This is a genomic window from Acinetobacter sp. NRRL B-65365 (assembly GCF_001605865.1).
Classification (GTDB): Bacteria; Pseudomonadota; Gammaproteobacteria; order Pseudomonadales; family Moraxellaceae; genus Acinetobacter; species Acinetobacter vivianii.
The window spans coordinates 16745-40884 of sequence record NZ_LRPD01000006.1 but is presented as its reverse complement, the minus strand read 5'-3'; the positions used below and the strand labels follow the sequence as shown (position 1 = coordinate 40884).

Annotated in this window: 20 protein-coding genes; 13 read left to right on the top strand and 7 right to left on the bottom strand. The window is 41.6% G+C overall.

Annotation, left to right across the window (positions count from 1 at the left end):
* The first annotated feature begins 2 nt into the window (after positions 1–2).
* A complete protein-coding gene (locus AWW72_RS03740) occupies positions 3–1535 on the top strand; it encodes a pyridoxal phosphate-dependent decarboxylase family protein (protein WP_062846489.1) in 1533 nt (510 codons plus the stop codon).
* Positions 1536–1623: 88 nt separating this feature from the next.
* Here the strand turns inward: AWW72_RS03740 and AWW72_RS03735 are convergent, their stop codons facing one another.
* Positions 1624–2679 carry a Rieske 2Fe-2S domain-containing protein gene (locus tag AWW72_RS03735; protein WP_062846488.1) on the bottom strand — a complete coding sequence of 352 codons (1056 nt, stop codon included), beginning with the start codon at positions 2677–2679 and terminating at the stop codon, positions 1624–1626.
* Positions 2680–3118: 439 nt separating this feature from the next.
* Here AWW72_RS03735 and AWW72_RS03730 point away from each other — a divergent pair, with 439 nt between their 5' ends.
* Positions 3119–4549, top strand: a complete 1431-nt coding sequence (locus AWW72_RS03730) for an aldehyde dehydrogenase family protein (protein ID WP_062846487.1) — start codon at positions 3119–3121, stop codon at positions 4547–4549.
* A 70-nt stretch (positions 4550–4619) separates the two neighbouring features.
* Here AWW72_RS03730 and AWW72_RS03725 read toward each other — a convergent pair whose 3' ends face one another.
* A complete protein-coding gene (locus AWW72_RS03725; protein ID WP_004770243.1) occupies positions 4620–5105 on the bottom strand; it encodes an Lrp/AsnC family transcriptional regulator in 486 nt (161 codons plus the stop codon).
* Between the two features lie 133 nt (positions 5106–5238).
* Between AWW72_RS03725 and AWW72_RS03720 the strand changes: the two genes are divergently transcribed.
* The 3 genes from AWW72_RS03720 (at position 5239) to AWW72_RS03710 (ending at position 9775) form a co-directional block, all read left to right on the top strand.
* On the top strand, positions 5239–6960 hold the full coding sequence (locus tag AWW72_RS03720; protein ID WP_062846486.1) for an alpha-keto acid decarboxylase family protein: 1722 nt from the start codon (positions 5239–5241) through the stop codon (positions 6958–6960).
* Between the two features lie 137 nt (positions 6961–7097).
* Positions 7098–8480, top strand: a complete 1383-nt coding sequence (locus tag AWW72_RS03715) for an amino acid permease (RefSeq protein ID WP_062846485.1) — start codon at positions 7098–7100, stop codon at positions 8478–8480.
* 233 nt (positions 8481–8713) lie between these two features.
* Entirely contained in the window at positions 8714–9775 is a 1062-nt protein-coding gene (locus AWW72_RS03710) for a DUF6670 family protein (protein ID WP_249409143.1), read from the top strand.
* Positions 9776–9913: 138 nt separating this feature from the next.
* Here AWW72_RS03710 and AWW72_RS03705 read toward each other — a convergent pair whose 3' ends face one another.
* A complete protein-coding gene (locus tag AWW72_RS03705; protein ID WP_062846483.1) occupies positions 9914–10363 on the bottom strand; it encodes an SRPBCC family protein in 450 nt (149 codons plus the stop codon).
* 343 nt (positions 10364–10706) lie between these two features.
* On the opposite strand from AWW72_RS03705, the gene AWW72_RS03700 reads away from it, so the two are divergent.
* The 6 genes from AWW72_RS03700 (at position 10707) to blp2 (ending at position 19062) form a co-directional block, all read left to right on the top strand.
* Positions 10707–11738, top strand: a complete 1032-nt coding sequence (locus AWW72_RS03700) for a substrate-binding domain-containing protein (RefSeq protein ID WP_004770235.1) — start codon at positions 10707–10709, stop codon at positions 11736–11738.
* A 99-nt stretch (positions 11739–11837) separates the two neighbouring features.
* Positions 11838–13217, top strand: coding sequence for a phosphate ABC transporter permease subunit PstC (gene pstC / locus AWW72_RS03695; RefSeq protein WP_047426882.1), 1380 nt, complete (start codon positions 11838–11840; stop codon positions 13215–13217).
* Positions 13214–14602 (top strand): phosphate ABC transporter permease PstA, encoded by a 1389-nt coding sequence (gene pstA / locus AWW72_RS03690; protein ID WP_062846482.1) that lies wholly within the window; start codon positions 13214–13216, stop codon positions 14600–14602. Before pstC ends, pstA begins: the two co-directional genes overlap by 4 nt.
* A 14-nt stretch (positions 14603–14616) precedes the next feature.
* Positions 14617–15531, top strand: a complete 915-nt coding sequence (gene pstB / locus AWW72_RS03685; protein ID WP_004770231.1) for a phosphate ABC transporter ATP-binding protein PstB — start codon at positions 14617–14619, stop codon at positions 15529–15531.
* A 145-nt stretch (positions 15532–15676) separates the two neighbouring features.
* A complete protein-coding gene (gene sohB / locus AWW72_RS03680) occupies positions 15677–16639 on the top strand; it encodes a protease SohB (protein WP_047426886.1) in 963 nt (320 codons plus the stop codon).
* A gap of 239 nt (positions 16640–16878) precedes the next feature.
* Positions 16879–19062, top strand: coding sequence for an Ig-like repeat protein Blp2 (gene blp2 / locus AWW72_RS03675; RefSeq protein ID WP_062846481.1), 2184 nt, complete (start codon positions 16879–16881; stop codon positions 19060–19062).
* Between the two features lie 25 nt (positions 19063–19087).
* Here the strand turns inward: blp2 and AWW72_RS03670 are convergent, their stop codons facing one another.
* Together AWW72_RS03670 and AWW72_RS03665 are read right to left on the bottom strand one after the other, a co-directional pair.
* A complete protein-coding gene (locus AWW72_RS03670) occupies positions 19088–19726 on the bottom strand; it encodes a DUF2238 domain-containing protein (protein WP_062846480.1) in 639 nt (212 codons plus the stop codon).
* Positions 19727–19764: 38 nt separating this feature from the next.
* Positions 19765–20115, bottom strand: a complete 351-nt coding sequence (locus AWW72_RS03665; protein ID WP_062846479.1) for a hypothetical protein — start codon at positions 20113–20115, stop codon at positions 19765–19767.
* Between the two features lie 279 nt (positions 20116–20394).
* Here AWW72_RS03665 and AWW72_RS03660 point away from each other — a divergent pair, with 279 nt between their 5' ends.
* Entirely contained in the window at positions 20395–20799 is a 405-nt protein-coding gene (locus tag AWW72_RS03660; protein WP_032810290.1) for a hypothetical protein, read from the top strand.
* On the opposite strand, the gene rsmD is transcribed toward AWW72_RS03660, so the two are convergent.
* On the bottom strand, positions 20796–21344 hold the full coding sequence (gene rsmD, locus AWW72_RS03655) for a 16S rRNA (guanine(966)-N(2))-methyltransferase RsmD (protein WP_004770221.1): 549 nt from the start codon (positions 21342–21344) through the stop codon (positions 20796–20798). The genes AWW72_RS03660 and rsmD overlap by 4 nt on opposite strands.
* A complete protein-coding gene (gene mrdA, locus AWW72_RS03650) occupies positions 21344–23368 on the bottom strand; it encodes a penicillin-binding protein 2 (RefSeq protein ID WP_062846478.1) in 2025 nt (674 codons plus the stop codon). Before mrdA ends, rsmD begins: the two co-directional genes overlap by 1 nt.
* Before the next feature lie 239 nt (positions 23369–23607).
* On the opposite strand from mrdA, the gene AWW72_RS03645 reads away from it, so the two are divergent.
* On the top strand, positions 23608–24126 hold the full coding sequence (locus AWW72_RS03645) for a hypothetical protein (RefSeq protein WP_004770219.1): 519 nt from the start codon (positions 23608–23610) through the stop codon (positions 24124–24126).
* Positions 24127–24140: the final 14 nt, after the last annotated feature.

Sequence of the window (24140 nt, the reverse complement as noted above, 5' to 3'; positions counted from 1 at the left end):
TCATGGTTGATTTTGCAGAACATCGTAAAGCGTTACTCTGCAATGATGCTCAATCTATTGCTGACTATCAGTCAGCAATGGGCGAGGCGGTAAATGCCGTTTCAGCATGGTTGCAAAATGACAAAATGTACACGGGTGGCAGCATCAAGGATTTGCGCGAAGCAATCTCTTTTGCTCCTTCAAAAGAAGGCTTGGGTGTACAGCAGTCATTACAACGTATGGTTGAGCTTTTCCTCAACAAAAGCTTGAAAGTACATCACCCACATTCACTTGCACATTTACACTGCCCAACCATGGTGATGAGCCAGATTGCGGAAGTGTTGATCAATGCGACCAACCAATCAATGGACTCATGGGATCAAAGCCCAGCGGGTTCTTTGATGGAAGTACAGTTGATTGACTGGCTTCGTCAAAAAGTGGGTTATGGTGCAGGTCAGGCGGGTGTGTTCACTTCTGGTGGTACGCAATCAAACCTGATGGGCGTATTACTGGCACGTGACTGGTGCATCTCGAAAAACTGGAAAGACGAAAATGGCAAGCCATGGTCTGTTCAGCGTGATGGGATCCCGGCAGATGCAATGAAAAACGTCAAAGTCATCTGTTCTGAAAATGCACACTTCTCTGTGCAAAAGAACATGGCGATGATGGGCATGGGCTTCCAGTCTGTTGTGACTGTGCCTGTGAATGAAAATGCACAAATGGATGTCGATGCACTAGAAAAGACTATGGCGCATCTTCAAGCTGAAGGCAAAATCGTCGCGTGTGTTGTTGCAACTGCGGGTACGACAGATGCTGGTGCGATTGATCCACTCAAGAAAATCCGTGAAATTACCACGAAGTATGGTTCATGGATGCACATTGATGCAGCTTGGGGCGGTGCACTGATTCTTTCAAATGACCATCGTGCAATGCTAGATGGTATTGAATTATCAGACTCAATCACGCTTGATTTCCATAAGCATTATTTCCAAAGCATTAGCTGTGGCGCTTTCTTGTTGAAAGACGAAGCAAACTATCGCTTTATGCATTATGAAGCAGAATATCTTAACTCTGCTTATGATGAAGAACATGGTGTACCTAACCTTGTATCTAAATCATTGCAAACGACTCGTCGTTTTGATGCATTGAAATTATGGATGACAGTTGAAGCATTAGGCGAAGAGCTTTATGGTTCAATGATCGATCATGGTGTGAAATTAACACGTGAAGTTGCTGATTATATTAAAGCAACAGCAGGTCTGGAATTGTTGGTTGAACCACAATTCGCTTCAGTTCTGTTCCGTGTAGTACCAGAAGGTTATCCTGCTGAATTCATCGATAGCTTAAACCAGAACGTTGCAGATGAATTGTTTGCACGTGGTGAAGCGAATATTGGTGTGACTAAAGTTGGTAATCTTCAATCATTGAAAATGACGACTTTAAGTCCAGTTGCAACGCTTGAAAACGTTCAGAACTTGTTGGCACTTGTGCTTGCAGAAGCTGATCGTATTAAAGATGCAATTGCTGCGGGAACTTATGTTCCAGCGATTGATTAATTTCAGTCTGGCAGATACATCGAAATAAAAAAGAGGTCCATTCAGGGCCTCTTTTTTATTTCGGATTAAAATTAAATTTAAGCATAGATTAGGCCGCAAATATTGGATTGAATCCCATTTTCCTTAGAAGTCGGCGATACATGCTTGAGCTACGATCTGCGGGAAAGTGAGCTTCCATCGATAAATCCAGTGGTAGATATTCAGGTTTCTGTGTTTCGACAATGAGTCGATCTTCTTCAAAAATTTGCAAATTGAAGGTATAGGCATCTTCAACTGGTAAGTCTTTGTCATAATTACGGCAGATTGGTGCAAATAGCCGAGTTTGTCTGGCGCTTACGGGAGATGCGGCATTCATGATCACCTGTTTGCTTTGATTTGGGAAATGGATGGTGAGCGTTGCAGTAAAAGGCAGGCTGATTTCAAAATGTCGGAGCCAGTTAAAATTGTCTTGCCCACGTTGTTCTGTTCCGATCGGATAGCGACCGACACTGCTGATATAATCCGCACTGAATCCATAACTGGTTTCTGTGGTGCTATAGTCTGGCACTTCAACATCGTCAGGGTCGCCAAAAGTATCAGGATGGACCCAAGCAAAATGAGCGACATCAATAAATCCTTCTAGCTGACGACCTGCAAAACAATTCAGATCTACAAACGGACATACCAGTTGCTGATAGTCTGAATCATCCCAGTACGGCATGTCAGGAATAACAGGTTTATCATCAGGCCCAGCTGCTAAACAGCACCAGATCAGTCCATACTTTTCAGTGGCAGCATATGTTTTTAAATGGAAACGATCAGAGATTTTATGCTGGGGATGCGCTGGAATACGGTTGCATTTACCTTCATGTCCAAAGCGTAATCCGTGATAGCGACACACAATGCCTTGCCCGTCATGGCGGCCTAAGCTGAGGGGAACCCCACGATGTGGGCAAACATCTTTTGCAACAATGATTTCATCTCCCATTTTGTAGATGACCAATGGCATATCGAGCAACATGGCTGCCGTTGGTTGTTCCGAAATATCACGGGCGAGTGCAATCGGATACCAGTGCTGAGCAAGCAATTGCCAATCATGCTCTGAAAAAGTCATATGCACGGGTAAATCTATAGGATTAAAGCTTGCGATCACTTTGCTGTTCATCTTCTTATCTTCTGGCTCATTTGTGTTGAATATAACCAAGCCAGCCGTTCTAAGAAATTTCAATTAATTGAATGATGTGTTGCTACTTTTAGAACACTGGATCTGAACTTAAATTATGCAGTTAGGGTTGGAGATAGGCTGTTATTGATATGACACATGAATATTCATTGAGCCTCGTTTTCATATGAATCATGTCTACAGCCGATACGATGGTTTTTTATGATAACTCAGTAGAGAAATGTAGCTGTTATGCACAAACTGTGCATTTTGAATCTGAATCAGAAATAATTATGCATAAACTGTGGTGCACAAATTCCATATTGTAGTGATAGATGCTCAATATTTTGATGGATAGATGTCATCCATTTTGTACTTACGGCCTATAGCGTAGGTTCGATAAGGCAAAAATCATGATTACAATGAACAGAAGGAACAAGGCATGCAACAATTGAATATGCAAAATGAATTTAAACTTATTATTAACGGTCAATCTTGTTTAGGTGAACAAGGTGAACTTGATATTATTAATCCTGCAACAGGCACGGTTGCAGCAAGTTGTGCCAAAGCTTCTGTTGCTCAGGTGAATCAAGCGATCGCTGCGGCAAAGCAAGCATTTAAAAGCTGGCAGCGTTGTCCGCATGAAGAACGTAAAAATATACTCAACAAAATTGCCGATGGTATAGAAAAGCACGCTGAAACTTTGGCTGAATTGGTAGTATTGGAACAAGGTAAGCCATTGGCATTGGCACAAATGGAAGTGCAGGGTGCGATTGGCTGGACACGTTATACTGCAAGTCTGGACTTACCCGTGGATGTCTTGGAAGATAGCGAGCAGAAACGTATTGAGCGTCATTATCAGCCTTTAGGTGTGGTTGCTTCAATCACGCCGTGGAACTGGCCGCTGATGATTGCCGTCTGGCATATCATGCCTGCTTTACGTGCAGGTAATGTGGTCATCAATAAACCATCTGAATTTACACCTTTAGCCACTTTAAAGCTGTGTGAAATCATTCAGCAAGAAGTGCCAGCAGGTGTTATCTCGATTGTGGTGGGTGATGGGGAAATAGGTGAAGCACTATCAACCCATCCAGATGTACAAAAGGTTGTTTTTACCGGTTCCACCAAGACTGGCCAACATATTATGTCTGGTGCAGTAAAGACCTTAAAACATTTAACGCTAGAGCTTGGCGGTAATGATGCGGGTATCGTATTACCAGATTCAGATCTCGACCAGATTGCCCAACGTATTTTTAACGTCGCATTTTTAAATGCAGGGCAAACCTGTGCTGCCTTAAAACGTCTATATGTACATGAAAGCCAATATGATGCTTTAGCACAGAAACTTGCTGATATTGCCAATGCGCAGATCGTGGGTGATGGCATGGCATCTGAAACGACCTTTGGGCCAGTACAAAACCAGATGCAATATCAGAAAGTTAAAGCTTTGATCGCTGATGCGATTGCGCAGGGCGCGAAGGCTTTATCGGGTGATCAAGCATTACCTGAACAGGGCTATTTTATTGCACCGACTATTCTCACAGGACTGGATGAAACATGCCGCGTGGTGCAAGAAGAGCAGTTTGGCCCAGTGTTGCCGATTCTAAAATATACCAGCATTGATGATGCGATCGCGCGCGCCAATGCGAGTGAATTTGGATTGGGTGGATCCATCTGGTCGAGTGATCTGAAAGCCGCCCAATTCTATGCAGCACAACTAGAATGCGGCACAGTCTGGATCAATACTCATGCTGAAATTGTACCGCATGCACCTTTTGGTGGTTGGAAAATGTCTGGTGTCGGTGCCGAATTTGGTATGGAAGGGTTAATAGAAAATACCATTGGGCAAACGCTGCATATCAATAAAGTTTAAGTTTTTTATAATTTTAAGGCGGATTCGATATCCGCCTTTTTCTTTTTATTGATGCTCGCTATCGCTCGACCTAAGTCGCAGGGTGATAGCTATGGCTTTTGGCTTTACTCATGAAATGATTCTGTTCCTTGATTTTTTTTAGCACAATGTAAGATTTAATATGTCCAATAAAACCATAAGACAGCAGCCGCTCTGTGACAAACTGGGAAAGCTGTTCCAGATTTTCCGCCACCACTTTTAAAATAAAATCGGCATCGCCACTAATTGAAAAGGCATCCTGAATATTGTCTTCTGCCTCAATCAAATCCTGAAATGCTTGTTGTGACTTGGCTTCATGGATGCGCAGATTAATATGGATCATCGCTGTCACCTCCAAACCTAAAGCCTGTTGGTGAATGCGCGCAGCATAGCCTAGAATCACGCCTTTTTGTTCCAGTAGCTGCCGCCGTCTGGAACACTGGGAAGCAGATAAACCGATTAAATCTCCCACTTCCTGATTGGTGAGCCGTCCATTCTTTTGTAATGCCTGAATGATTTGCCAGTCGAACTTATCCATTGCATAAAATCCTTTTATGATACACAAATATTGTATTTTTATTAAAATGCGTTTTCATTATGCACGAAATCTAAAAGGTAGATGAAATATTATTTTTCTATGGAATAAAAATGGCCTCAAAGGATATAGAGTGATGTTCATAGAAATTGGTGACTTTTTAAATCTTCGTCTTAAGCAAATGGGTATCCTGCACCTCTTTGGGGTACCTGGTGATTTTAACCTTTCCTATCTCGAACAAGTTGAAGCGGATTCACAACTCGAATTTATTGGCAATTGTAATGAATTAAACGCTGCTTATGCAGCAGACGGTTATGCACGGATCAACGGTTTTGCAGCCTTGACTACTACTTATGGTGTCGGTGATCTAAGTGCGATTAATGGTATTGCAGGGGCTTATGCCGAAAATGTACCTGTGGTGCATATCTCGGGTATTCCACCGTTACATGTGGTTCAGAAGGGCACTTTGGTACATCACACACTGGTGGATGGTAATTACGACAATATCATGAACTGTATGAAAGAGTTCACTGTGGCACAGACGCGCTTAACGCCTGCCAATGCTGCATTTGAAATTGATCGTGTGTTACGTCAGTGTTTTCTTGATCGTCGTCCAGTTCATATCCAGCTGCCTTCAGATATTACCCATGTCAAAATTGAAGTGACAGATCGCCCGTTGGATTTGTCTTATCCTGCGGTCGAGCCAGAGCTGCTCCAAAGTGCTGTGGCGAAGCTATGTGAAGTGATTGGTTCGGCTAAAAATCCAGCATTGTTAATTGATAATGAAGCGTCAGTATTTGGGGTGACCTCATTGCTGAATGATTTATCGCAGAAATGTTCGATTCCTTTTGCCAGCATGCTCACCGCGAAAAATATTATGGACGAAGGTTCACCACGTTATGTGGGGACGTATGTTGGCGGCGCGAGCCAGCCGAATGTTCGCAGCACCATTGAGCAATCCGACTGCCTGATTGGTGTTGGGGTACGTTTTTCTGATGTGGGGACGGGCGTTTTTACCCATCAGATTGCCACCGAAAATTATATTGAAATCAAACCCTATGCCTTGACGATTTTCGGTCAGGATTATCCGGGCATTGAGATTGGACAACTATTGGTTGAACTCAACAAGAAAGTTGCGCCACGCAAACTCATCAAACCCATTCTGGAAAAACAACAACCCCAAGTCATCGATGTTCCTGAACAGCAAAAGCTCAGTCAAGACATTCTCTGGAGTGCGGTCGCTGATTTTCTTAAAGAAGATGATGTCATTATCGGCGAGGTGGGTACTTCGAACTCAGCTTTGGCAGGCTTAAAGTTACCTGCAACAGCTAAATATATTGCCCAACCACTTTGGGGTTCGATCGGTTATACCTTACCAGCTTTGCTCGGCAGTTTATTGGCTGCACCAGAACGTCGTCAGATTCTGTTTATTGGTGATGGTTCGTTCCAGTTAACCGTACAGGAGCTTTCAACCATTATCCGTCATGGACTTAAACCCATTATCTTCTTATTGAATAATGGCGGTTATACCATCGAACGTTTGATCATGGGGGAAAATGCAGCCTATAACGATATTCAAAACTGGCACTATACAGAAATTCCTGGTGTCTTTAATGGTAAACATCAATATAAGAGCTGTGTGGTTGAAACAGCTGGCCAACTTAAGCAGACCTTGGACACGATGCATCAGTTTGATGGTCTGACTTTTATTGAATTAAAGCTTCCCGCAATGGATGCGCCATTGAGCCTGAAGAAGTTTGCTTCGGTGATTGCACGCTTTGACTATGGGGATCGTGGCTATGAAATTCTCAAGCAGCGTTCTCAAAAGATTCCCTATCAAAAAGTGATTTCGTTCTAGTTCATTGAGAAGACAGGAAAGTCTTCAAATTTATAAATTGATAAGAAAGCGAATGAGATTCGAAGCTAAATGATTGGCTTCGGATCTAACGCTGCATAAAGGTGTACAGGATGTGACACACACATTGGAGTTAAGTGATGGATGTAGACAATAAACATGAGTTAAAACAAGGTCTATCCAATCGGCATATTCAGCTGATTGCATTAGGCGGTGCGGTAGGCACAGGATTGTTTTTAGGCATCTCGCAAACCATTAAATTGGCGGGGCCGTCGGTTCTACTGGGATACGCATTGGCAGGTGTCATTGCTTTTTTAATTATGCGCCATTTAGGTGAAATGGTGGTCGAGGAACCCGTGAGCGGTTCCTTTAGTTATTTTGCCAATAAATACTGGGGCCCAATGGCTGGCTTTATGTCTGGCTGGAATTATTGGGTGCTTTATGTGCTGGTCAGTATGGCCGAACTGAGTGCAATTGGTACCTTTGTCCAGTTTTGGTGGCCCGAGCTACCCACATGGATCACGGCTTTATTCTTTTTTCTCCTGATTAACGGAATCAATCTGGTCAATGTCCGCTTCTTTGGAGAATCTGAGTTCGTATTCTCCTGTATCAAGATTTTTGCCATCCTGAGCATGATTGGTTTTGGACTTTATTTATTGATCTCTGGCAGTGCAGGCCCGCAAGCGAGTGTTGCAAACTTATGGCAATTCGGTGGCTTTTTTCCAAACGGCATGCATGGTTTTATTATGGCGATGGCGGTGATCATGTTTGCTTTTGGTGGTCTTGAGTTGATTGGTATTACTGCGGCTGAGACCAAAAATCCAGATAAAACCATTCCTAAAGCGGTGAACCAGATTGTTTATCGTATCCTGATTTTCTATATCGGTGCGATTGGCGTATTGCTGTGTTTATTTCCGTGGAATCAGTTGGCGGAAGGTGGTAGTCCTTTTGTGCTTATTTTCCAGTCCTTGGATAGCCATGGTGTCGCAAATGTTTTGAACTTTGTGGTGCTGATTGCGGCGATTTCAGTTTATAACAGCTGTATTTATTGTAATAGCCGTATGCTACATGGTCTGGCAATGCAGGGAAATGCACCTAAAATCCTGCAAAAGGTCAATCGTCGTGGGATTCCAATGGCAGCAGCTATTGTTTCTGCTTCCGTGACAGCACTTTGTGTGGTGGTGAATTACTTGATGCCGGGCAAAGCGTTCCAGTTTTTAATGATGCTGGTAGTGGCCGCTTTGGTGGTGAACTGGTTAATGATTTCATGGACACATCTTAAATTTAGAAAAGCCATGCAACAGCAGCAACATATAACCAAGTTTAAAAGCATTTTTAGTCCTTGGAGTAATTATCTCACCATCGGTTTTATCTTCGGTATTTTACTGATCATGAGCTTAACCCCTGATATGCGACCAGCAGTGGTGCTTGTTCCAATCTGGCTTGCTATTTTGGCGGTGGTGTATGTGTTCAAATATAAGAAAAAAGAAGTGATGTCGACAGAAGCTCAGCCGAATGTTTGAATCTGAACTGGTCTGACAGTTGAAAAAAGGAGTTCAAATTTGAGCTCCTTTTTTTGTTCGTAGTGGAACAGGCTGTGAGAGCGCCATTTAAAAATGTCATGTTTTGTCTAAAAATTAGATTTTTCTCAATAAAAGTTTGCCAACAAATCTAGGTATTTTATAAGCAGGTATAAAAAATGAATAAAGATGATTTCAAGTGTATTGGAAATCACCTTAAAAAAGAGAACAATAAGATGTTTAATCAATGGCCTGCATTAATGAGTTTTATAAAGCCTTTACATAAAGTGCTGGACACACCTGCTATCTCATCTAAACAGTCTTTATTTCAAGAATATGCTTTGGACTCTAAACATCGGGCTCAACAGCGTGGCTGGAGTCGTTACGGAATTATTATCCCAGATTTACCCGCACCGCATCATTTTTTCACTTTTCTTTCGATTATAAGTTCATCGGGGAATGAAGCAGTAGAGTCTGATCCATTTTTAAAAACCGATTTGGGTGACAATGCCATGATCGTGGCTGGCACGGCTGCAAAAATGGCCCGACATTTCCAAAGTTATTCGACCTCACAAAATAGTGAGTCTTCGGCCAGTAATCCATTTTTTAAAGTGGGCAAAGACATCACTATAGAAGGAGCGTATCCGGATTATCATGTCGTGGTACGACAGTCTGAGTTTAAGCTTGATATTCGGTTAAAGAATGCTGATCAAGTTTCATGGTTTGTTCAAACGCCGATGTTTGATCACTTTAGTTTATTGTCTCATTATGAAGGCTATTGTCATTATCAGGGTGACATGCAAAAAATTTCAGGCTTATGTGCGTTTGAATATTCCTTTTGTACGGCATTCAATTCTTCCTCTCATCTTTCAAATCAAAAGATTCCACTGGATTTTAGTACCTACCATATTATTTCTTTAGATAAACACACGCAGCTTTTGCTCAATGAAACCCATTTTAATGGACAAAAAGTAGTGAATAAGGCTTTTCTCAGAAATCTTGAGAGCGACCATTTAAGACTAACAGCCGAATTTGAAGTATTGAGTTATCAGTCCCGTTTAGCTGTGGCTGAAGATGGACGTATCATCAAACTGCCTTATCAGTTTCAATGGATTGTAAAAAATATGGAAGGGCAGATTGAGATTCGTTTAAAAGGTGAAGTCGATACCCCTATGCTTTATGGGATTGGCGATGGTTATGTGGGGGGATATTTTTATGAAGGCGTCTATAAAGAACACGTGATTGAAGGGCGTGGCTATATGGAATATGTGGATCGTCGAATCGAAAAGCAGGCTTAATCATTAGTGGATAAAATGATAAAGCGAATCGTACCTACACAATCTTTCTTGGTCTGATCAATCAATATGCTTCAGCATTGCATTATGCAAATAGTGCATGCCAATGCATGACCTATTTTCAACAATAATGAGAGAGCATCAAAAAGGCGGGAACTTATCATGCACAAGGTTAAGTTGAAGATCATGTTCAAGATAAGCTTTTAAACTATCCAATACTGTTGTAAAACCGCCAGTACTATCAATAATAAAAGCAATGAGTTCATCGCCCTGTAAGGCAATATTGTAGTTCTGGATTCTAAGATAGGTTTGCGTTTCATTTATTTTTTCAAATCTAAAGTCCACGGTACTGCTGGGTTCACCCCATTGGATCTGGATCAATTCATTCGCAATTATTTTTGTCACCATGACTTTTGTAGAAAATTGGTACTTCTCCCATGTCCAAGTCACTGTATGACCTTGTTCGAGTTTGCCTGTGGATGAGCTGAACCAGAATTTTGAGGTAATTTCAGGATCAATGAATGCTTCGAATACCTTAGAAACAGGTTTGCGAATCATCATTTGTGTTTCAATTGTGACAGGATTTGGCATTGTATCTGTCCTTTTTTATAGAGAATTGTCATAAAACATATATAAACTAACTTTCTAACCCAAGATGCTTTTTGTTAATTGAGATTTTTTGATTCTTAAAAATTTTAATTAAATTAATGGTTTGTGTTTTTAATTTTCATTATTGATGACAAATGTGAAAGCTGGAATACGATTTTATGACGGACCACATGCTAAAAATAGATGGTAAAAAATGACCATCACAAAAGCGTCATAAAGTTGTCACTTAATTGTCATATTATCTGCTCAAAATGCAGTTAACCAAAGTACAACACTTAACTTGAAAAGAGTTGTAAATCAAATTGCATTAATGAGAGAAAACAGAATGCGCTTAAATCCACGTCACATCGCAATTGCATTAGCTGTATCTGGGGCAACTGTAGCAACGACTGCAAATGCAGCTCGTGATACGATTCAAATTGCTGGTTCATCTACTGTATTACCATTTGCAAGTATTGTTGCTGAAGAGTTTGGCAACACTTTCCCTCAATTTAAAGCACCAGTTGTCGGTTCAGGCGGTACTGGTGGTGGTTTGAAACAATTCTGTCAAGGTGTTGGCGATAACACGATTGATATCGCAAATGCTTCACGTCAAATTAAAGATTCAGAATTGGATACATGTAAAAAATCTGGCGTAAACCAAGTACAAGAAATCAAAGTGGGTTACGACGGTATTGTATTCGCTTCAAATGTTAAAAAAGCAGCGTATAAATTAAAACCAGTTCATGTCTTCATGGCATTATCTGCACAATTACCTTCAAACGGTAAATTGGTTCCAAACCCTTATACAAACTGGAATCAAATTGATAAATCATTACCAAATGAAGCGATCACTTTAGTGATCCCAGCTTCTAACCACGGTACACGCGAAGTTTTCCAAGAGAAAATGGTTGATGCGGGCTGTGAAGCATTTGATTACTACAAAAACTTAAGTAAAGATGACCAGAAGAAAGCATGTTCAACTTTCCGTAAAGATGGCCGTGTGATCGAGATTGCTGGCGACTATACTGAAACATTGGCTCGCTTGAAAACTTCTCCAAACGCTGTGGGTGTATTTGGTTTAGGTTTCTATGACTCAAACCGCGATAAATTACGCGTAGCGACAGTAAATGGTGTAACACCTTCAGAAAAAACAGTATTGGATGGTAGCTACCTTGTTTCTCGTCCATTATTCTTCTACGTGAAAGGCGAACACTTGAAATCAATCAAAGGCTTGCCACAATTTGCAGAATTCTTCTTGAACAAGAAAATTTCTGGTAAAGGTTCTAAATTAGAAAAAGCTGGTTTGATTCCTTTAAGCGATAAAGAGCGTGCAAAAATCCTAGCTGATTTCAAAGCGGGTAAATCAGTTAAATAATATTGTTAAAAGGGAGGCTGGTGAGACTTAGGTTCATCAGCCTTTTTGTCTAGCTAAGTTTTTTCAAATCATGAAAATTGGGAAAACAGTGGAGATTACATGAATCTGCTACTTATCGGTGTGTTATTAGCCCTTGTGGCAATTGCATATCAAATCGGGCTGAGCAAAAGCCGTAACCTAGCAGGTAAGGGAAATAACTCAGCAGCACTACATTCTCGTCCAGGGTATTATGGGGCATTGGTTGCGCTGTGGTGTGGTGTTCCTGCTTTTTTAATTTTGATTATTTGGAACTTGGTTGAACCAAGTGTTTTACAACATATTATTTTTAATAATATCCCTGCTTCTGTAAGTTCAACCTTAGATGCGGCTGGACGTGATGTATTAACCGGTCGTGTGCAAGCACTCGCATCTGGTTTCGGGGTAACTGATCAGCCAGCAGCTTATGAGTTAGCAGCAGCACAAGAGCTTTCAAAATTCCAGACGATTGGTTCTTTTGCCAAATTGGCCGTTGTGATTAGTGCTGGATTGGCAGGTCTGGTTTGGGCAAAACGTCATGTTAGTCAACAATTCCGCGCACGTAACCAAGTTGAAAAGGCAGTTAATGTCGGTTTGATTTTGTGTTCTGGCGTCGCGATCCTGACCACGATTGGTATCGTGCTGTCTATGCTGAATGAAGCATTGCACTTTTTCCGTTTCGTCAGTCCTTTTGATTTCTTCTTTGGTACCGAATGGAGCCCAGGCTTTAGTACATCTGGTAACGCAGAAGGAAGCTACGGCATTTTGCCCTTAATCTGGGGTACCTTAATGGTGAGTGGTATCGCACTACTTGTTGCTGTACCAGTCGGATTGATGATCGCGATCTATTTAGCAGAGTATGCGTCTCCTAGTTTACGTGCTTGGGCAAAACCAGCGATTGAAGTATTAGCGGGTATTCCAACGATTGTTTACGGTGTATTTGCCTTAATGATCATTGGCCCGTTCTTCAAAATGTTAGGTGAACAAGTCGGCTTACATATCAATGCGACCAGTGCACTGACCGCAGGCTTTGTAATGGGAATCATGATTATCCCATTCGTTTCTTCACTTTCAGATGACATTATTACACAGGTTCCACGTGCATTACGTGATGGTTCTTTGGGCTTAGGGGCAACCAAGTCTGAAACTATTCGCCAAGTGGTTTTACCTGCGGCTTTACCCGGAATTGTTGGGGCATTCCTGTTGGCCGCTTCTCGTGCGATTGGTGAGACTATGATTGTGGTATTAGCAGCAGGGAATAGTCCATTACTGCATGTGAATCCATTAGAAGCCGTTTCGACAGTTACCGTAACGATTGTGAACCAATTAACTGGCGATACTGACTTTGCCAGCCCGCAAGCTCTAGTGGCATTTGCTCTAGGTTTAACGTTGTTTGTCATTACTTTGGGTCTAAACATTATTGCACTGTATATCGTGCGTAAATATCGTGAGCAATACGAATGAGTTCATCAAATACAAGTTCTATGGATGCGTTAGATCCAAAAGTAGCTGCTGAACAACGTGAACAGCGCAAAAGAAAAATCCAGAGCTCTTTGGCTAAGCGTCATCGTCAGGAAAAGGCATTCCGTTTTTCTGGTTTTGCTGCGGTTGTGATTGGTCTTGCTTTTGTCGCTTTACTTTTCGGTAGTATTTTAAGTAAGGGCTTACCAGCATTTTGGCAAAATAGTCTAACTGTACCTGTATATTTCGATCCAGCAATTATCAATGCGGGTGCAAAACCAAAAATAACAGCAGGTGAAACACCCGCGCATTTTGAAGAGCGTATGGTGGCTTGGCAAACAGAGATGGGCATGGTGGATTGGGATGCTTTGATCGTGAATGGCGTTGTTGCTAAAGATAAGGCTTTAGAATCTCAACGTGACGAGTTAAGCAGTTTGTATACCAGCTCTGAAACCTATCGTCTTCGTGATATGGTGCTTAAAGATCCATCTTTAATTGGCACCAAAAAAGAAATTAAATTTTTGGCAGATGCGAATGTTGACGTCTGGTTAGCAGGAAATATTGATCGCTCTTTACCTGATGATCAACAACAGTTAAGCCCAGAGGTTCGTCAGCTGGCAGATAAATTGAAAGCACAAGGCGTTATAACAAATACCTTTAATACCAATTTATTCTTTAGCCCAGACTCTCGTAGTTCTCCTGCAACCAGTGGTTTAGCGGGTGCATTCATGGGCTCACTGTTCATGATGCTGATCGTGATTGTGATCTCTATTCCGATTGGTGTTGCAAGTGCAATCTACCTTGAAGAGTTTGCGCCAAAGAACATGATGACCGATATTATTGAAGTTAACATCAACAACTTGGCTGCTGTTCCTTCAATCGTGTTTGGTTTGTTGGGTGCAGCGATCTTTATTAGCTGGATGCATTTACCATTATCTGCACCGCTAGTGGGTGGTCTGGTACTGAGCTTAATGACTCTGCCAACTGTGATCATTACCACGCGTGCATCGTTAAAAGCAGTACCTCCTTCGATTCGTCAGGCCGCTTTGGGTCTCGGGGCTTCAAAGGTTCAAACTATTTTCCATCATGTTCTGCCTTTAGCTTTACCAGGGATTCTGACTGGTGCAATTATTGGGGTAGCGCAAGCATTGGGTGAAACGGCTCCATTATTATTAATTGGTATGAGTGCCTTTGTTGCAAGTATTCCGACAACGCCATTAGATCAGGCGACTGCATTACCTGTACAAATTTATTTATGGCAAGGTAATGAATTACGTAACTTCTTTGAAGGGCGTACAGCAGCAGCGATTATTGTGTTACTTGCACTCATGATCAGTTTAAATGGCCTTGCTATCTGGCTCCGTAAGAAATTTGAAGTGCGTTGGTAATTGAGGAGAGTACAATGAATACGATTGATATTATGAACGCCGTAGAAAAGGATAAATCAGTGAATCCACAGCAAACAGAATTTACGTCATCTGAAGCGCAAGTTAAGCAATCAAATACTGCATTTGTCTCTCAGTTCGAAACGGCGGCTTCAACTAAGAAACCTCAGACAAGTGAAGTGAAAATCAGTACCAAAGATGTTCATGTGTACTATGGTGAAACTGAGGCAATCAAAGGAATTGACCTAGATGTTTACCAAAATGAAGTAATTGCATTCATTGGGCCATCAGGTTGTGGTAAATCGACTTTCTTACGTACCCTAAACCGTATGAATGACACAATTGATAGCTGTCGTGTAACGGGTAAGGTGACACTCGATAATCAAGATATCTATGATCCAAATCTTGATGTTGTTTTACTTCGTGCACAAGTGGGTATGGTATTCCAGAAGCCAAACCCATTCCCGAAATCTATTTTTGATAATGTTGCATATGGCCCTAAATTACATGGTTTGGCGCGTGACAAATATGATTTGGAAGAAATCGTAGAAAACAGCTTGCGTAAAGCGGGCTTATGGGAAGAAGTCAAAGATCGTTTAAGTCAGCCAGGTACTGGTTTGTCGGGTGGTCAACAGCAACGTTTATGTATTGCACGTACTATTGCAGTAAGTCCAGAAGTGATTTTGATGGATGAACCATGTTCAGCACTTGATCCAATTGCGACAGCAAAGATTGAAGAACTGATCTCAGAACTTTCAGAGCAATATACCATTGCAATCGTGACTCACTCGATGCAACAGGCGGCACGTGTTTCTGACCGTACCGCTTACTTCCATTTGGGTGATTTGATCGAAGTAAACTCGACTGAGAAAGTCTTTACTCAACCTGACCATCAATTGACTGAAGCGTATATTACAGGTCGTTTTGGTTAATAAAACCCAGATCAATCAAAGAGCCTACGGGCTCTTTTTTTATTATATAAATGAAAATAAATCTATTTTTCAAATTCACTATTGAATTTTTATTCAGCAGGCCACATCTTAGATGGATAAAGCCGAATTTATAGAGCATTACTGTATGTTATTCCATTTACCTAAATTTCCCGCTGAAATTCGTATTAGTCATTTAAATGCTCGTGTGAATGAACAAAGAAAAAAAATTGCGCAAACAACAGCTTCTCGTTTGGAATTACTGCAACTGGTGCAACAACTTGCCAAAGAAGCAAAAGTTCGTCGTAAGAATGATCAAAAAATTTACGTACTCGATTTTAAAGGAGACGTACAAGCCTCTGCCGTTGATACGATTCGTGAAGAAATCACCTTGATCTTGGCAACTGCAAAAGCTGGACATGACCGCGTTGTTGTTCGTCTGGAAAGTCCAGGCGGTATGGTACATGGGTATGGTCTGGCAGCAGCCCAACTGGTGCGTTTACGTGATGCGGGTTTTCATGTCACGATCTGCGTAGATAAAGTTGCAGCGAGTGGCGGCTATATGATGGCGTGTATTGCTAATGAAATCATCTCGGCACCATTCGCTGTGGTAGGTTCAATCGGCGTGGTTGCCCAAGTTCCTAACTTTAATCGTTTGTTAAAACAACACAATGTTGATTTTGAACTGTACACCGCAGGCGAATACAAACGTACTGTTACCATGTTTGGTGAAAACACGCCAGAAGGTAAGGCGAAGTTCGAAGAAGAGTTACAGCAAACGCATGCTTTATTTAAGCACTTTGTAGAGAAATATCGTCCACAACTGGATGTTGCAAAAGTCGCAACAGGTGAGCACTGGTATGGCGAGGATGCGCGCGAGTTGAATCTGGTTGATACCTTACAGACTTCAGACGAATACTTGCTGAGCCTACTGCCAAAACATGATATCTATGTAATTAACACGCGTAAACGCCCAACCTTTGGCGAAAAGCTCGGTTTACAAGCTGCGCAAATGGCTGAGAGTTTGGTTCCAGCTGTAATGAATAAAATTACAGATAGTCTTGCGAAAGCAAACAGCACGCTTGTCCAAATGCGTGATCCAAAATTCTAATTGAAGCGTTTTAAAGAAAACCAGTCTGGTGAGGCTGGTTTTTTTATATGAATTAAAAATATAGGTTATTTTTTATAGTCTGTTTTTTGAACGCATGGTCAATTTAAATTAAACAGAACAAAAGCGATTGAATAGATTGTTGTTCAGAGAATGTTTTGATATTTTAAATGCAGATGAATTACTTAACTATTCATTAATCGACAAATAGATAAAAATATAATTGATAAGTGAGCATAAAAATGACAAGAGTTGTCGTTTCTTCGAAGAAAAATTCGAATATTTTACAAGATGGACAAATAAAAGCGATCATTCTAGATCAGCCTTCGATTGTCCAGATTAGTGTAAATCAGGACGATATCAAATCTATTATGAAACAAGGTAATGATCTTGTCATTACACTAAAAAACGGTGAAAAAATCATTATTAGTGATTTTTATACTGATGCAAATGTCACTGAACATACTTTGGCTTTTCCTGAAGAAGACGGAAGCTATAGCATTGCTCAATTTGATGATTCGGGCCAGTTTGTCCGTTATGTGCCGACAACACAACTGACTCAATTTGCTTATACACAGCCACCTTCACAGACGATCGCAACGTCAGATGGTGCAGAAGACTTAGGCATTACCAAATCGCAATTGCTCAAAGCAGGATTGGTCGCTTTAGCAGCAGAAGGGTTATATTTACTGGCTGTCAAAGATGATGATGACGATAAAAAAGACAGTAACAACAATAACAAACCGATTGATTTAACACCGCCAGACACACCTACGGCAACTTTAGGCGCTGATACACAGACCATCACAGGAAAAGCTGAAGCAAATGCCAGAATTGAAGTTAAAGATGTTACAGGTAAGGTGATTGCAACTGGACAAGCTGATGCAGAAGGCAATTATTCGATCAAGCTGGATCAGCCTTTAGTTAATGGCGGCAGGGTTGGAGTAACCGCGATTGATAGCGCTGGAAATGCTTCAAAGATGGCTGTAGTAACGGGAAATAAGGATACCATTGCACCAGATGCACCTACCGCCCAGCTCAATGCGGATGGAACTATCGTAACGGGTAAGACTGAGGCCAATGCCAAAGTCTCTATTTATGATGCAGATGGCAAGTTGCTTGGTACCGTCACCGCAAATAAACAGGGTTTATATTCGATTAAAGTTTCACCTCCATTGACCAGCGAGAAGGGCGGAACTGTTGTTGCAGAAGATGCGGCAGGAAATAAATCGACACCTTCAAAAGTTTTTGCGGGCAAAGATACAGTTGCACCTGATCAACCGACAGTTGAAGTGAATAAAGAAGGGACTTCAATCGTAGGTCGGGCGGAAGCCAATAGCAAAGTTGTAATTAAAGATGCGGATGGTCAGGTGATTGGGAGTGGTACTACAGATGCACAAGGCAAGTTTGAGATTAGCCTGTCACCTGCTTTAGCTGCCGATAAAAAGGGTTCTGTCGTACTGGAAGATGCAGCTGGCAACGTCTCAAAACCTCTTGAAATCACCGCAGGTAAAGACACCATAGCGCCAGATAAAGCCGCAGCTCAGATTAACGCAGCGGGTGACACCGTAACAGGTATCGCTGAAGCAAATAGTAAAGTTGAAATCAAGGGCCCGGATGGTAAAACGATTGGGACAGGTACGGTTGGAGCTGATGGGAAATTTACTATCACCATATCTCCAGCTTTAACTGATAAAAATATAGGTAAAGTGTACATCATTGATGCGGCTGGCAATCGTTCAGATGCCACCGATGTGCTGGGAGCCAAAGATACCATTGCACCCAATAAGCCTGTCTTGCAAACCGTCACTGATGATGTGGGGCCTGTAAAAGGCGCAGTTGCTGCGGGTGCAAATACCGATGATACCAAGCCGACACTATCGGGCATTGGTGAAGCAAAAGCGGTGCTGACGATTTATGATAATGGTCAACCCGTGGGTACTGTAACAGTCGGGGACAATGGGAAATGGAGTTTTAACTTTACCCAAGAGCTGGGATTAGGTGCACATAAGATCACATTAACCCAGACTGATGCTGCGGGTAATATCAGTGAAATGAGTGATGGATTCAGCTTTAATGTTGTTGCCCCAACCACAACAGCATCATTACAAAGCGAAGCTCCAGAATCTGCTGTGGCACAAGCTTCATTGGTTGACTCCATCAATCTGGATGCTTTTCAAGCCAAACAGGTGGCTGCATCTCCTTCATCTTCAGCAGAAAAGTTAAACCTAAATGAATTGTTGTCTGTTCCTGAGCAATTAAGCAGTCAGGTGGACGATGTCTTAAATCAAATTATTTCGACTCAAACACCATCGACCACTGCAACAGGCTCAAGCAGTCATAATGTCGAAAGTTTTGATTTTGCCCAAACCATCAGGACAGATCCTTTAGACCAGTTGGATGTATTACAGCATTCAATTATCTAATCAATGTACAGATGAAATAAGACGCTTATTTTTCAATAAGCGTCTTTTGTTTTACCAGTTGAATAATTCCCGTCAGGATCGCGCCAATTGTTGCTAGAAACATATCTTTATGTGCATCCCACATATCACCTTGCTGACCATTGTAGTTTTCTGCATCTTCAGGCGATAAACCGATAGAAAGACCCCATTCAAGGAGCTCATAAAATACGCTGGACGCCATGACAAACTGGATCACAAGCAGGAAGAGGGAGAAAGGTTTAGTATTGGGTAGCCAGACTTGAAAGCAACGATAAATAAAAGGATAGAGCAGCAGTCCATAAGCAAAATGAACTAGCCGATCATACATATTCCGTGACCAGCCCATGCTTTGATTTAAGTCAAAGTTGAAAAAATAGAGGATCCATTGATTATAGGGTACATAGGAATAGAGGTAGTGAGCGCCAATAATATGGATAAACAGAAACACTAAATATAAGCAGAAACTGAAGTAATTCAGGCCGATTTTCTTGAATGCAATCAGCAGGGCAATCAACATAAAAAGCGTACCTGCCTGATGTAACAGGTACGACTCAAACTCAAGTGGATGGATACTTGCAATAGCAACCACAAGTACGATGAGCGCAAGCCCAAGATAATGTTTTAATGTCAGTTGTTTTTCTATCATGTCACGTCCTAAACGCGATCAGGCAAAGCGTATTTCCCTTACTCTGTAGAAGCTACAGCAATAGGCTGTTTTGTTGTAGATATCCCGCCAAGTGCCTGACACGCTTGTATATATAATTGATATTTTTGTTGTACAACTTCATCTAGGGGAATGTCAAAGAGATCTTCACCATTTTTATATTGTTCAATATAAGAGGCAGCCTTTTCTTTATTGGCAGCCAAAGATTGTTGATAAAAAGTCGAAATAGAAGAAGTTGCTAACTCGCTAGATTCAATATTATTACATTCAAAATTTTGTAAGACTTTCTCGGCACGTTTTACCTCGCTTGATTTTCCAAAGATACAACCGGTTAAGCTTAAGGTGGCGAGGAATACGTACAAAAGTTTCATGATAGATAAAGTGAGATTTTAAAGACGGCTATTATTGTATAGAAGTTTAGTTTTATAAATTAAATATTTATGTCTAACAGAATAAAAATTAAAAAATTTTATACATCTTTTGCATGATTTCGCTATAGCAAACAAGGGCTGCGTTAAGGTAGGGGCAGGTGTAATGATTGAAGGGAAGATAAAGTTGAACAGTTTAAATGTAGAACAAGTTTTAATTGCTTGATAAAAAATAACTTTTAGCGGTATCCTAAAGAGGGGTTATCAGTAATACAAGTGATGATGCGCGTTAAGCATATTTTTTTATTCTGTCTGCTGGCTGGTCTATCTGGCTGGTCGAATGCAGAAGATTATGATTTTTTTGAGCCGATCCATGATGATCGCGAGGAAATGTTTGACGCCGCCTATCCGCAAATGAAAACAGATTATTCAGTTTTGCATAATCTGTTTTTTCAGAACGAACGTTGGCGTGTCTATAACCACACCGCTTACCAGACCAATCAGTTTAACCATAAAATGCTAACGGGTGATACCACCAGCCTGTCATTAGACGATTTCTCGATTTCAGTGGGCTATGGCATCGCTTATCAGCTCAATTTTCGTAATCGAATTGGTTATGAATATTTGTCCAGTTTCCCCTTTGATCGTGGACAAATGATACGGTTTTTCTGGCTGAGTATTTTCTAAACCACTTTTTGATATAAGCCTGCTCTAACCATACCCGCTTTGGTTTCTTTGATTTTTTGCCAACTGTCAGGAAGTTTCAGTTGAGCTAAGTCACGATCTGCCTCAACATAGATATAGGCATTCGGATGAATCATTGGATCAGCCAGTTCAGCCAGTTCTTGCCATAAATCAAGGCTATAAGGTGGATCAAGAAAGACCACATCAAAGCTGTTTTTTAATTTGCTTAAAGCTTGCTGGGCTGTTGTGACCAGTAACTGACAATTTTCAGCTTTTAACAGTTGAATATTATCTTTTAAAAAACGTGCTTGCGTTGGATTCGGTTCAATCATGGTGACTTTGGCAGCACCACGTGAAAGGGCTTCAAAGCCCAAGGCACCAGAACCACTGCACAAGTCTAGAACCTGTGCATTTTGAATATCCCACATTAACCAGTTAAATAAGGTTTCACGGACACGGTCAGGTGTCGGACGTAAGCCTTCAATAGTTGCAAATGGTAGTGTGCGTCGTTTCCATTCACCGCCAATAATTCGTAATTGATTTTTCATTATTCAGTTACTCCATCATCTGCGGATTGAGTCGCTGCTGGAGGTGTCGCAGCAGGTGGGGTGGCTACAGGGCTTGAAGCGGGTGCTGCATTTTGTGCTGCTGCCGCGTTTGCCATCGATAACTCACCTGGCTTGATTCCTGCGGTCATTAAGCCACCACTCACCTGATGATTGGCTGGGCGAAGTGGATTCTTTTTGCGCGTTACAAGCCAGTAATCGAAGATTGGACGGGCAATCTGTGCGGCGGAACCACCGTGTCGACCATTTTCCCAAACGACGGCAATCGCAATTTCTGGATTATCCGCAGGTGCAAAGCCAACAAACAGACCATGGTCCCATTGTCGAGATGAAAGGGCCGCTTCGTTATAGCGTTTCCCTTGTGCGATACTCTTCACCTGCGCCGTACCCGTTTTACCCGCAATCGAGTATTGCAAACCACCTTTGATGCCGCGACCTGTACCTGACTGGATCACGTCAACCATTGCATCATGCATATTGGTCCAGTCTTGGTCTGTGCCGTTAAACTGGATTTTGCCATCAGGCGCATTGTGTACAGCAAACTTTTTGGCGCCTTTGGTTTCTCTTAATACATGTGGTGTAACATGTGAGCCTTTATTGGCAGTAATTGCAGTTGCCATGGCAAGTTGTAATGGTGTTGCCGTAAATGCACCTTGTCCAATACTGACGGAAATGGTTTCACCTTTGAGCCATTTCGACTTACGGGTACGCATTTTCCATTCAGGGCTTGGATAGAGACCAGAGCTTTCACTTGGTAAATCGACACCTGTTTTTTCACCAAAGCCAAACTGACGCATCCAGTCATTCATTTTTTCAATGCCCATCCGGTAGGACAGAACATAGAAATAGGTATCACAGGAAACGATTTGTGCCTTGTGCATGTTGACTGAACCATGTCCACTTTTCTTATGGTCACGGAAGCGATGGCTGTCGCCAGGTAGAGAGAAGTAACCTGGATCTGAAATAGCGGTGCCCCAATCGACCAGACCATAGTGAATGCCGCCTAAACCAAACATTGGCTTAATGGTTGAGCCAGGTGGGTAAGCCCCTTGAACTGCACGGTTGTAGAGTGGCTGGTCGAGGTTGTCACGCAGACCGCTATAGTCTTTTGTACTAATCCCAGTGACAAATAAGTTTGGATTGAAACTTGGGCTAGAGACCAATGCAAGAATTTCACCTGTGCGTGGATCCATGGCTACAATTGCACCACGGCGATCTTTTAATTGCTGTGCAGCAATCGTTTGTAGACCATAGTCAATTGATAAGTACAGATCATTACCACGTGCAGGGTTTTGGCGTCCTAAATTACGTAGCACATTACCATGGGCATCTGCTTCAACAGATTCATAACCCGGCGTGCCGTGTAATAAGTCTTCATAACTTTTTTCGACCCCGATTTTACCAATCAGGTTAGTGCCCGCGTATAAGTCCTTATCAATCGATTTGAGTTCTTTATCGTTAATACGTCCAACATATCCAATAACATGGGCAAAAAGTTCGCCATGCGGATAGTAGCGGGTCATCTGCGTTTCAATTTTTACCCCAGGAAAAGCATATTTCACTTCACTGAATTTCGCGATATCTGCTTCCGTCAGGTTTAATTTGATTGCCAGACGCTCAGTTTTTCGTGCTGTTTTTACGCGGCTTTTAAAGCGGTCAACGTCTTCCTGACTGAGATTTAAAATTGGGATCAAACGAGTAAGCGTATCATCAATATCGCTGACATCGGCACGACTTAAGGTTGCCGTAAAAACAGGATAATTATCGGCGAGCAAAACCCCATTACGATCATAGATATAACCACGGGCAGGCGCGAGTGGTTGTAAGCGAATTCGGTTCTTATCTGATGCTGTTGTAAAATCATCGTAATGAACAATCTGTAAATATGCATAACGACAAATCAATAACAGTAGAAAAAAGGCCACCAGAAAGATAGCAAAGAAGATTCGACCCTTATAAATGCGCTTTTCTTGTTGCATGTTTTTTAAAGGAAAGTGCTGTTTCATAGGGTGCCGACTTAATTGCAGGGGTGAGAGAATACAAAGACGGAATATTTTAACGTAAGTTGCATGAACATACTGTAGAATTTTCAACAATTCATGCAATTGTTCATGCGACAGCTTTTGACTTTGTAGACATTAAAATTATAGGGTCTTGTATATTAGAAGCAAAATAATTCTGTTAAAGTCACAAACTATTCGAAATAGGATTTTCCAATACACACATAGGGAAAATGGAGAAAATAATGAGAAAAATTTGCCTTTTATTATCGGTTTTAACACTTACAGGCTTAGCACATGCGGATGATAATCCATTTATGCCTGAACCAAAATTGAAAGATGCAAACGTGTCAACATGGAATGTCGGGGCGGGTTTTACTAAAAAATTATTACATGGCAATTTAGAATGGGTAAATCCTTATGGAATTGCCTATGCGAAAGCGGGTGCATTTTTAAATGACGACAATGAAATTGGTGGACAGGTCGGCTTTCGCTATCCGTACTATTTAACGGGTACAGATAAAAATGGTTATTATGTTGGGGTCTATGCGGGCCATTTAGACAGTAAAAATTATGGTGGTAAACAAAAAGCCAATCTAGGCGTGGGTGCGGATCTTGCATATGTCTGGCTGAACAATGAACGAATTAGTACATTCAGTGTTGGCGCCGGAGTACGTGAAAAATTAGAAGATGGGGATGGCAACACTGTGAAAAAAGCACAACCTGTGCTCCAGTTTTCTTACACCTTAAGTTTTGGTTTATAAGAGGGAAATGCAGA

Bases quoted from the DNA above. Each gene is read 5' to 3' on its own strand.
- AWW72_RS03740 (WP_062846489.1), top strand. From the start codon at position 3: ATGGTTGATTTTGCAGAACATCGTAAAGCGTTACTCTGCAATGATGCT.
- AWW72_RS03735 (WP_062846488.1), bottom strand. From the start codon at position 2,679: ATGAACAGCAAAGTGATCGCAAGCTTTAATCCTATAGATTTACCCGTG.
- AWW72_RS03730 (WP_062846487.1), top strand. From the start codon at position 3,119: ATGCAACAATTGAATATGCAAAATGAATTTAAACTTATTATTAACGGT.
- AWW72_RS03725 (WP_004770243.1), bottom strand. From the start codon at position 5,105: ATGGATAAGTTCGACTGGCAAATCATTCAGGCATTACAAAAGAATGGA.
- AWW72_RS03720 (WP_062846486.1), top strand. From the start codon at position 5,239: ATGTTCATAGAAATTGGTGACTTTTTAAATCTTCGTCTTAAGCAAATG.
- AWW72_RS03715 (WP_062846485.1), top strand. From the start codon at position 7,098: ATGGATGTAGACAATAAACATGAGTTAAAACAAGGTCTATCCAATCGG.
- AWW72_RS03710 (WP_249409143.1), top strand. From the start codon at position 8,714: ATGTTTAATCAATGGCCTGCATTAATGAGTTTTATAAAGCCTTTACAT.
- AWW72_RS03705 (WP_062846483.1), bottom strand. From the start codon at position 10,363: ATGCCAAATCCTGTCACAATTGAAACACAAATGATGATTCGCAAACCT.
- AWW72_RS03700 (WP_004770235.1), top strand. From the start codon at position 10,707: ATGCGCTTAAATCCACGTCACATCGCAATTGCATTAGCTGTATCTGGG.
- pstC (WP_047426882.1), top strand. From the start codon at position 11,838: ATGAATCTGCTACTTATCGGTGTGTTATTAGCCCTTGTGGCAATTGCA.
- pstA (WP_062846482.1), top strand. From the start codon at position 13,214: ATGAGTTCATCAAATACAAGTTCTATGGATGCGTTAGATCCAAAAGTA.
- pstB (WP_004770231.1), top strand. From the start codon at position 14,617: ATGAATACGATTGATATTATGAACGCCGTAGAAAAGGATAAATCAGTG.
- sohB (WP_047426886.1), top strand. From the start codon at position 15,677: ATGTTATTCCATTTACCTAAATTTCCCGCTGAAATTCGTATTAGTCAT.
- blp2 (WP_062846481.1), top strand. From the start codon at position 16,879: ATGACAAGAGTTGTCGTTTCTTCGAAGAAAAATTCGAATATTTTACAA.
- AWW72_RS03670 (WP_062846480.1), bottom strand. From the start codon at position 19,726: ATGATAGAAAAACAACTGACATTAAAACATTATCTTGGGCTTGCGCTC.
- AWW72_RS03665 (WP_062846479.1), bottom strand. From the start codon at position 20,115: ATGAAACTTTTGTACGTATTCCTCGCCACCTTAAGCTTAACCGGTTGT.
- AWW72_RS03660 (WP_032810290.1), top strand. From the start codon at position 20,395: ATGCGCGTTAAGCATATTTTTTTATTCTGTCTGCTGGCTGGTCTATCT.
- rsmD (WP_004770221.1), bottom strand. From the start codon at position 21,344: ATGAAAAATCAATTACGAATTATTGGCGGTGAATGGAAACGACGCACA.
- mrdA (WP_062846478.1), bottom strand. From the start codon at position 23,368: ATGAAACAGCACTTTCCTTTAAAAAACATGCAACAAGAAAAGCGCATT.
- AWW72_RS03645 (WP_004770219.1), top strand. From the start codon at position 23,608: ATGAGAAAAATTTGCCTTTTATTATCGGTTTTAACACTTACAGGCTTA.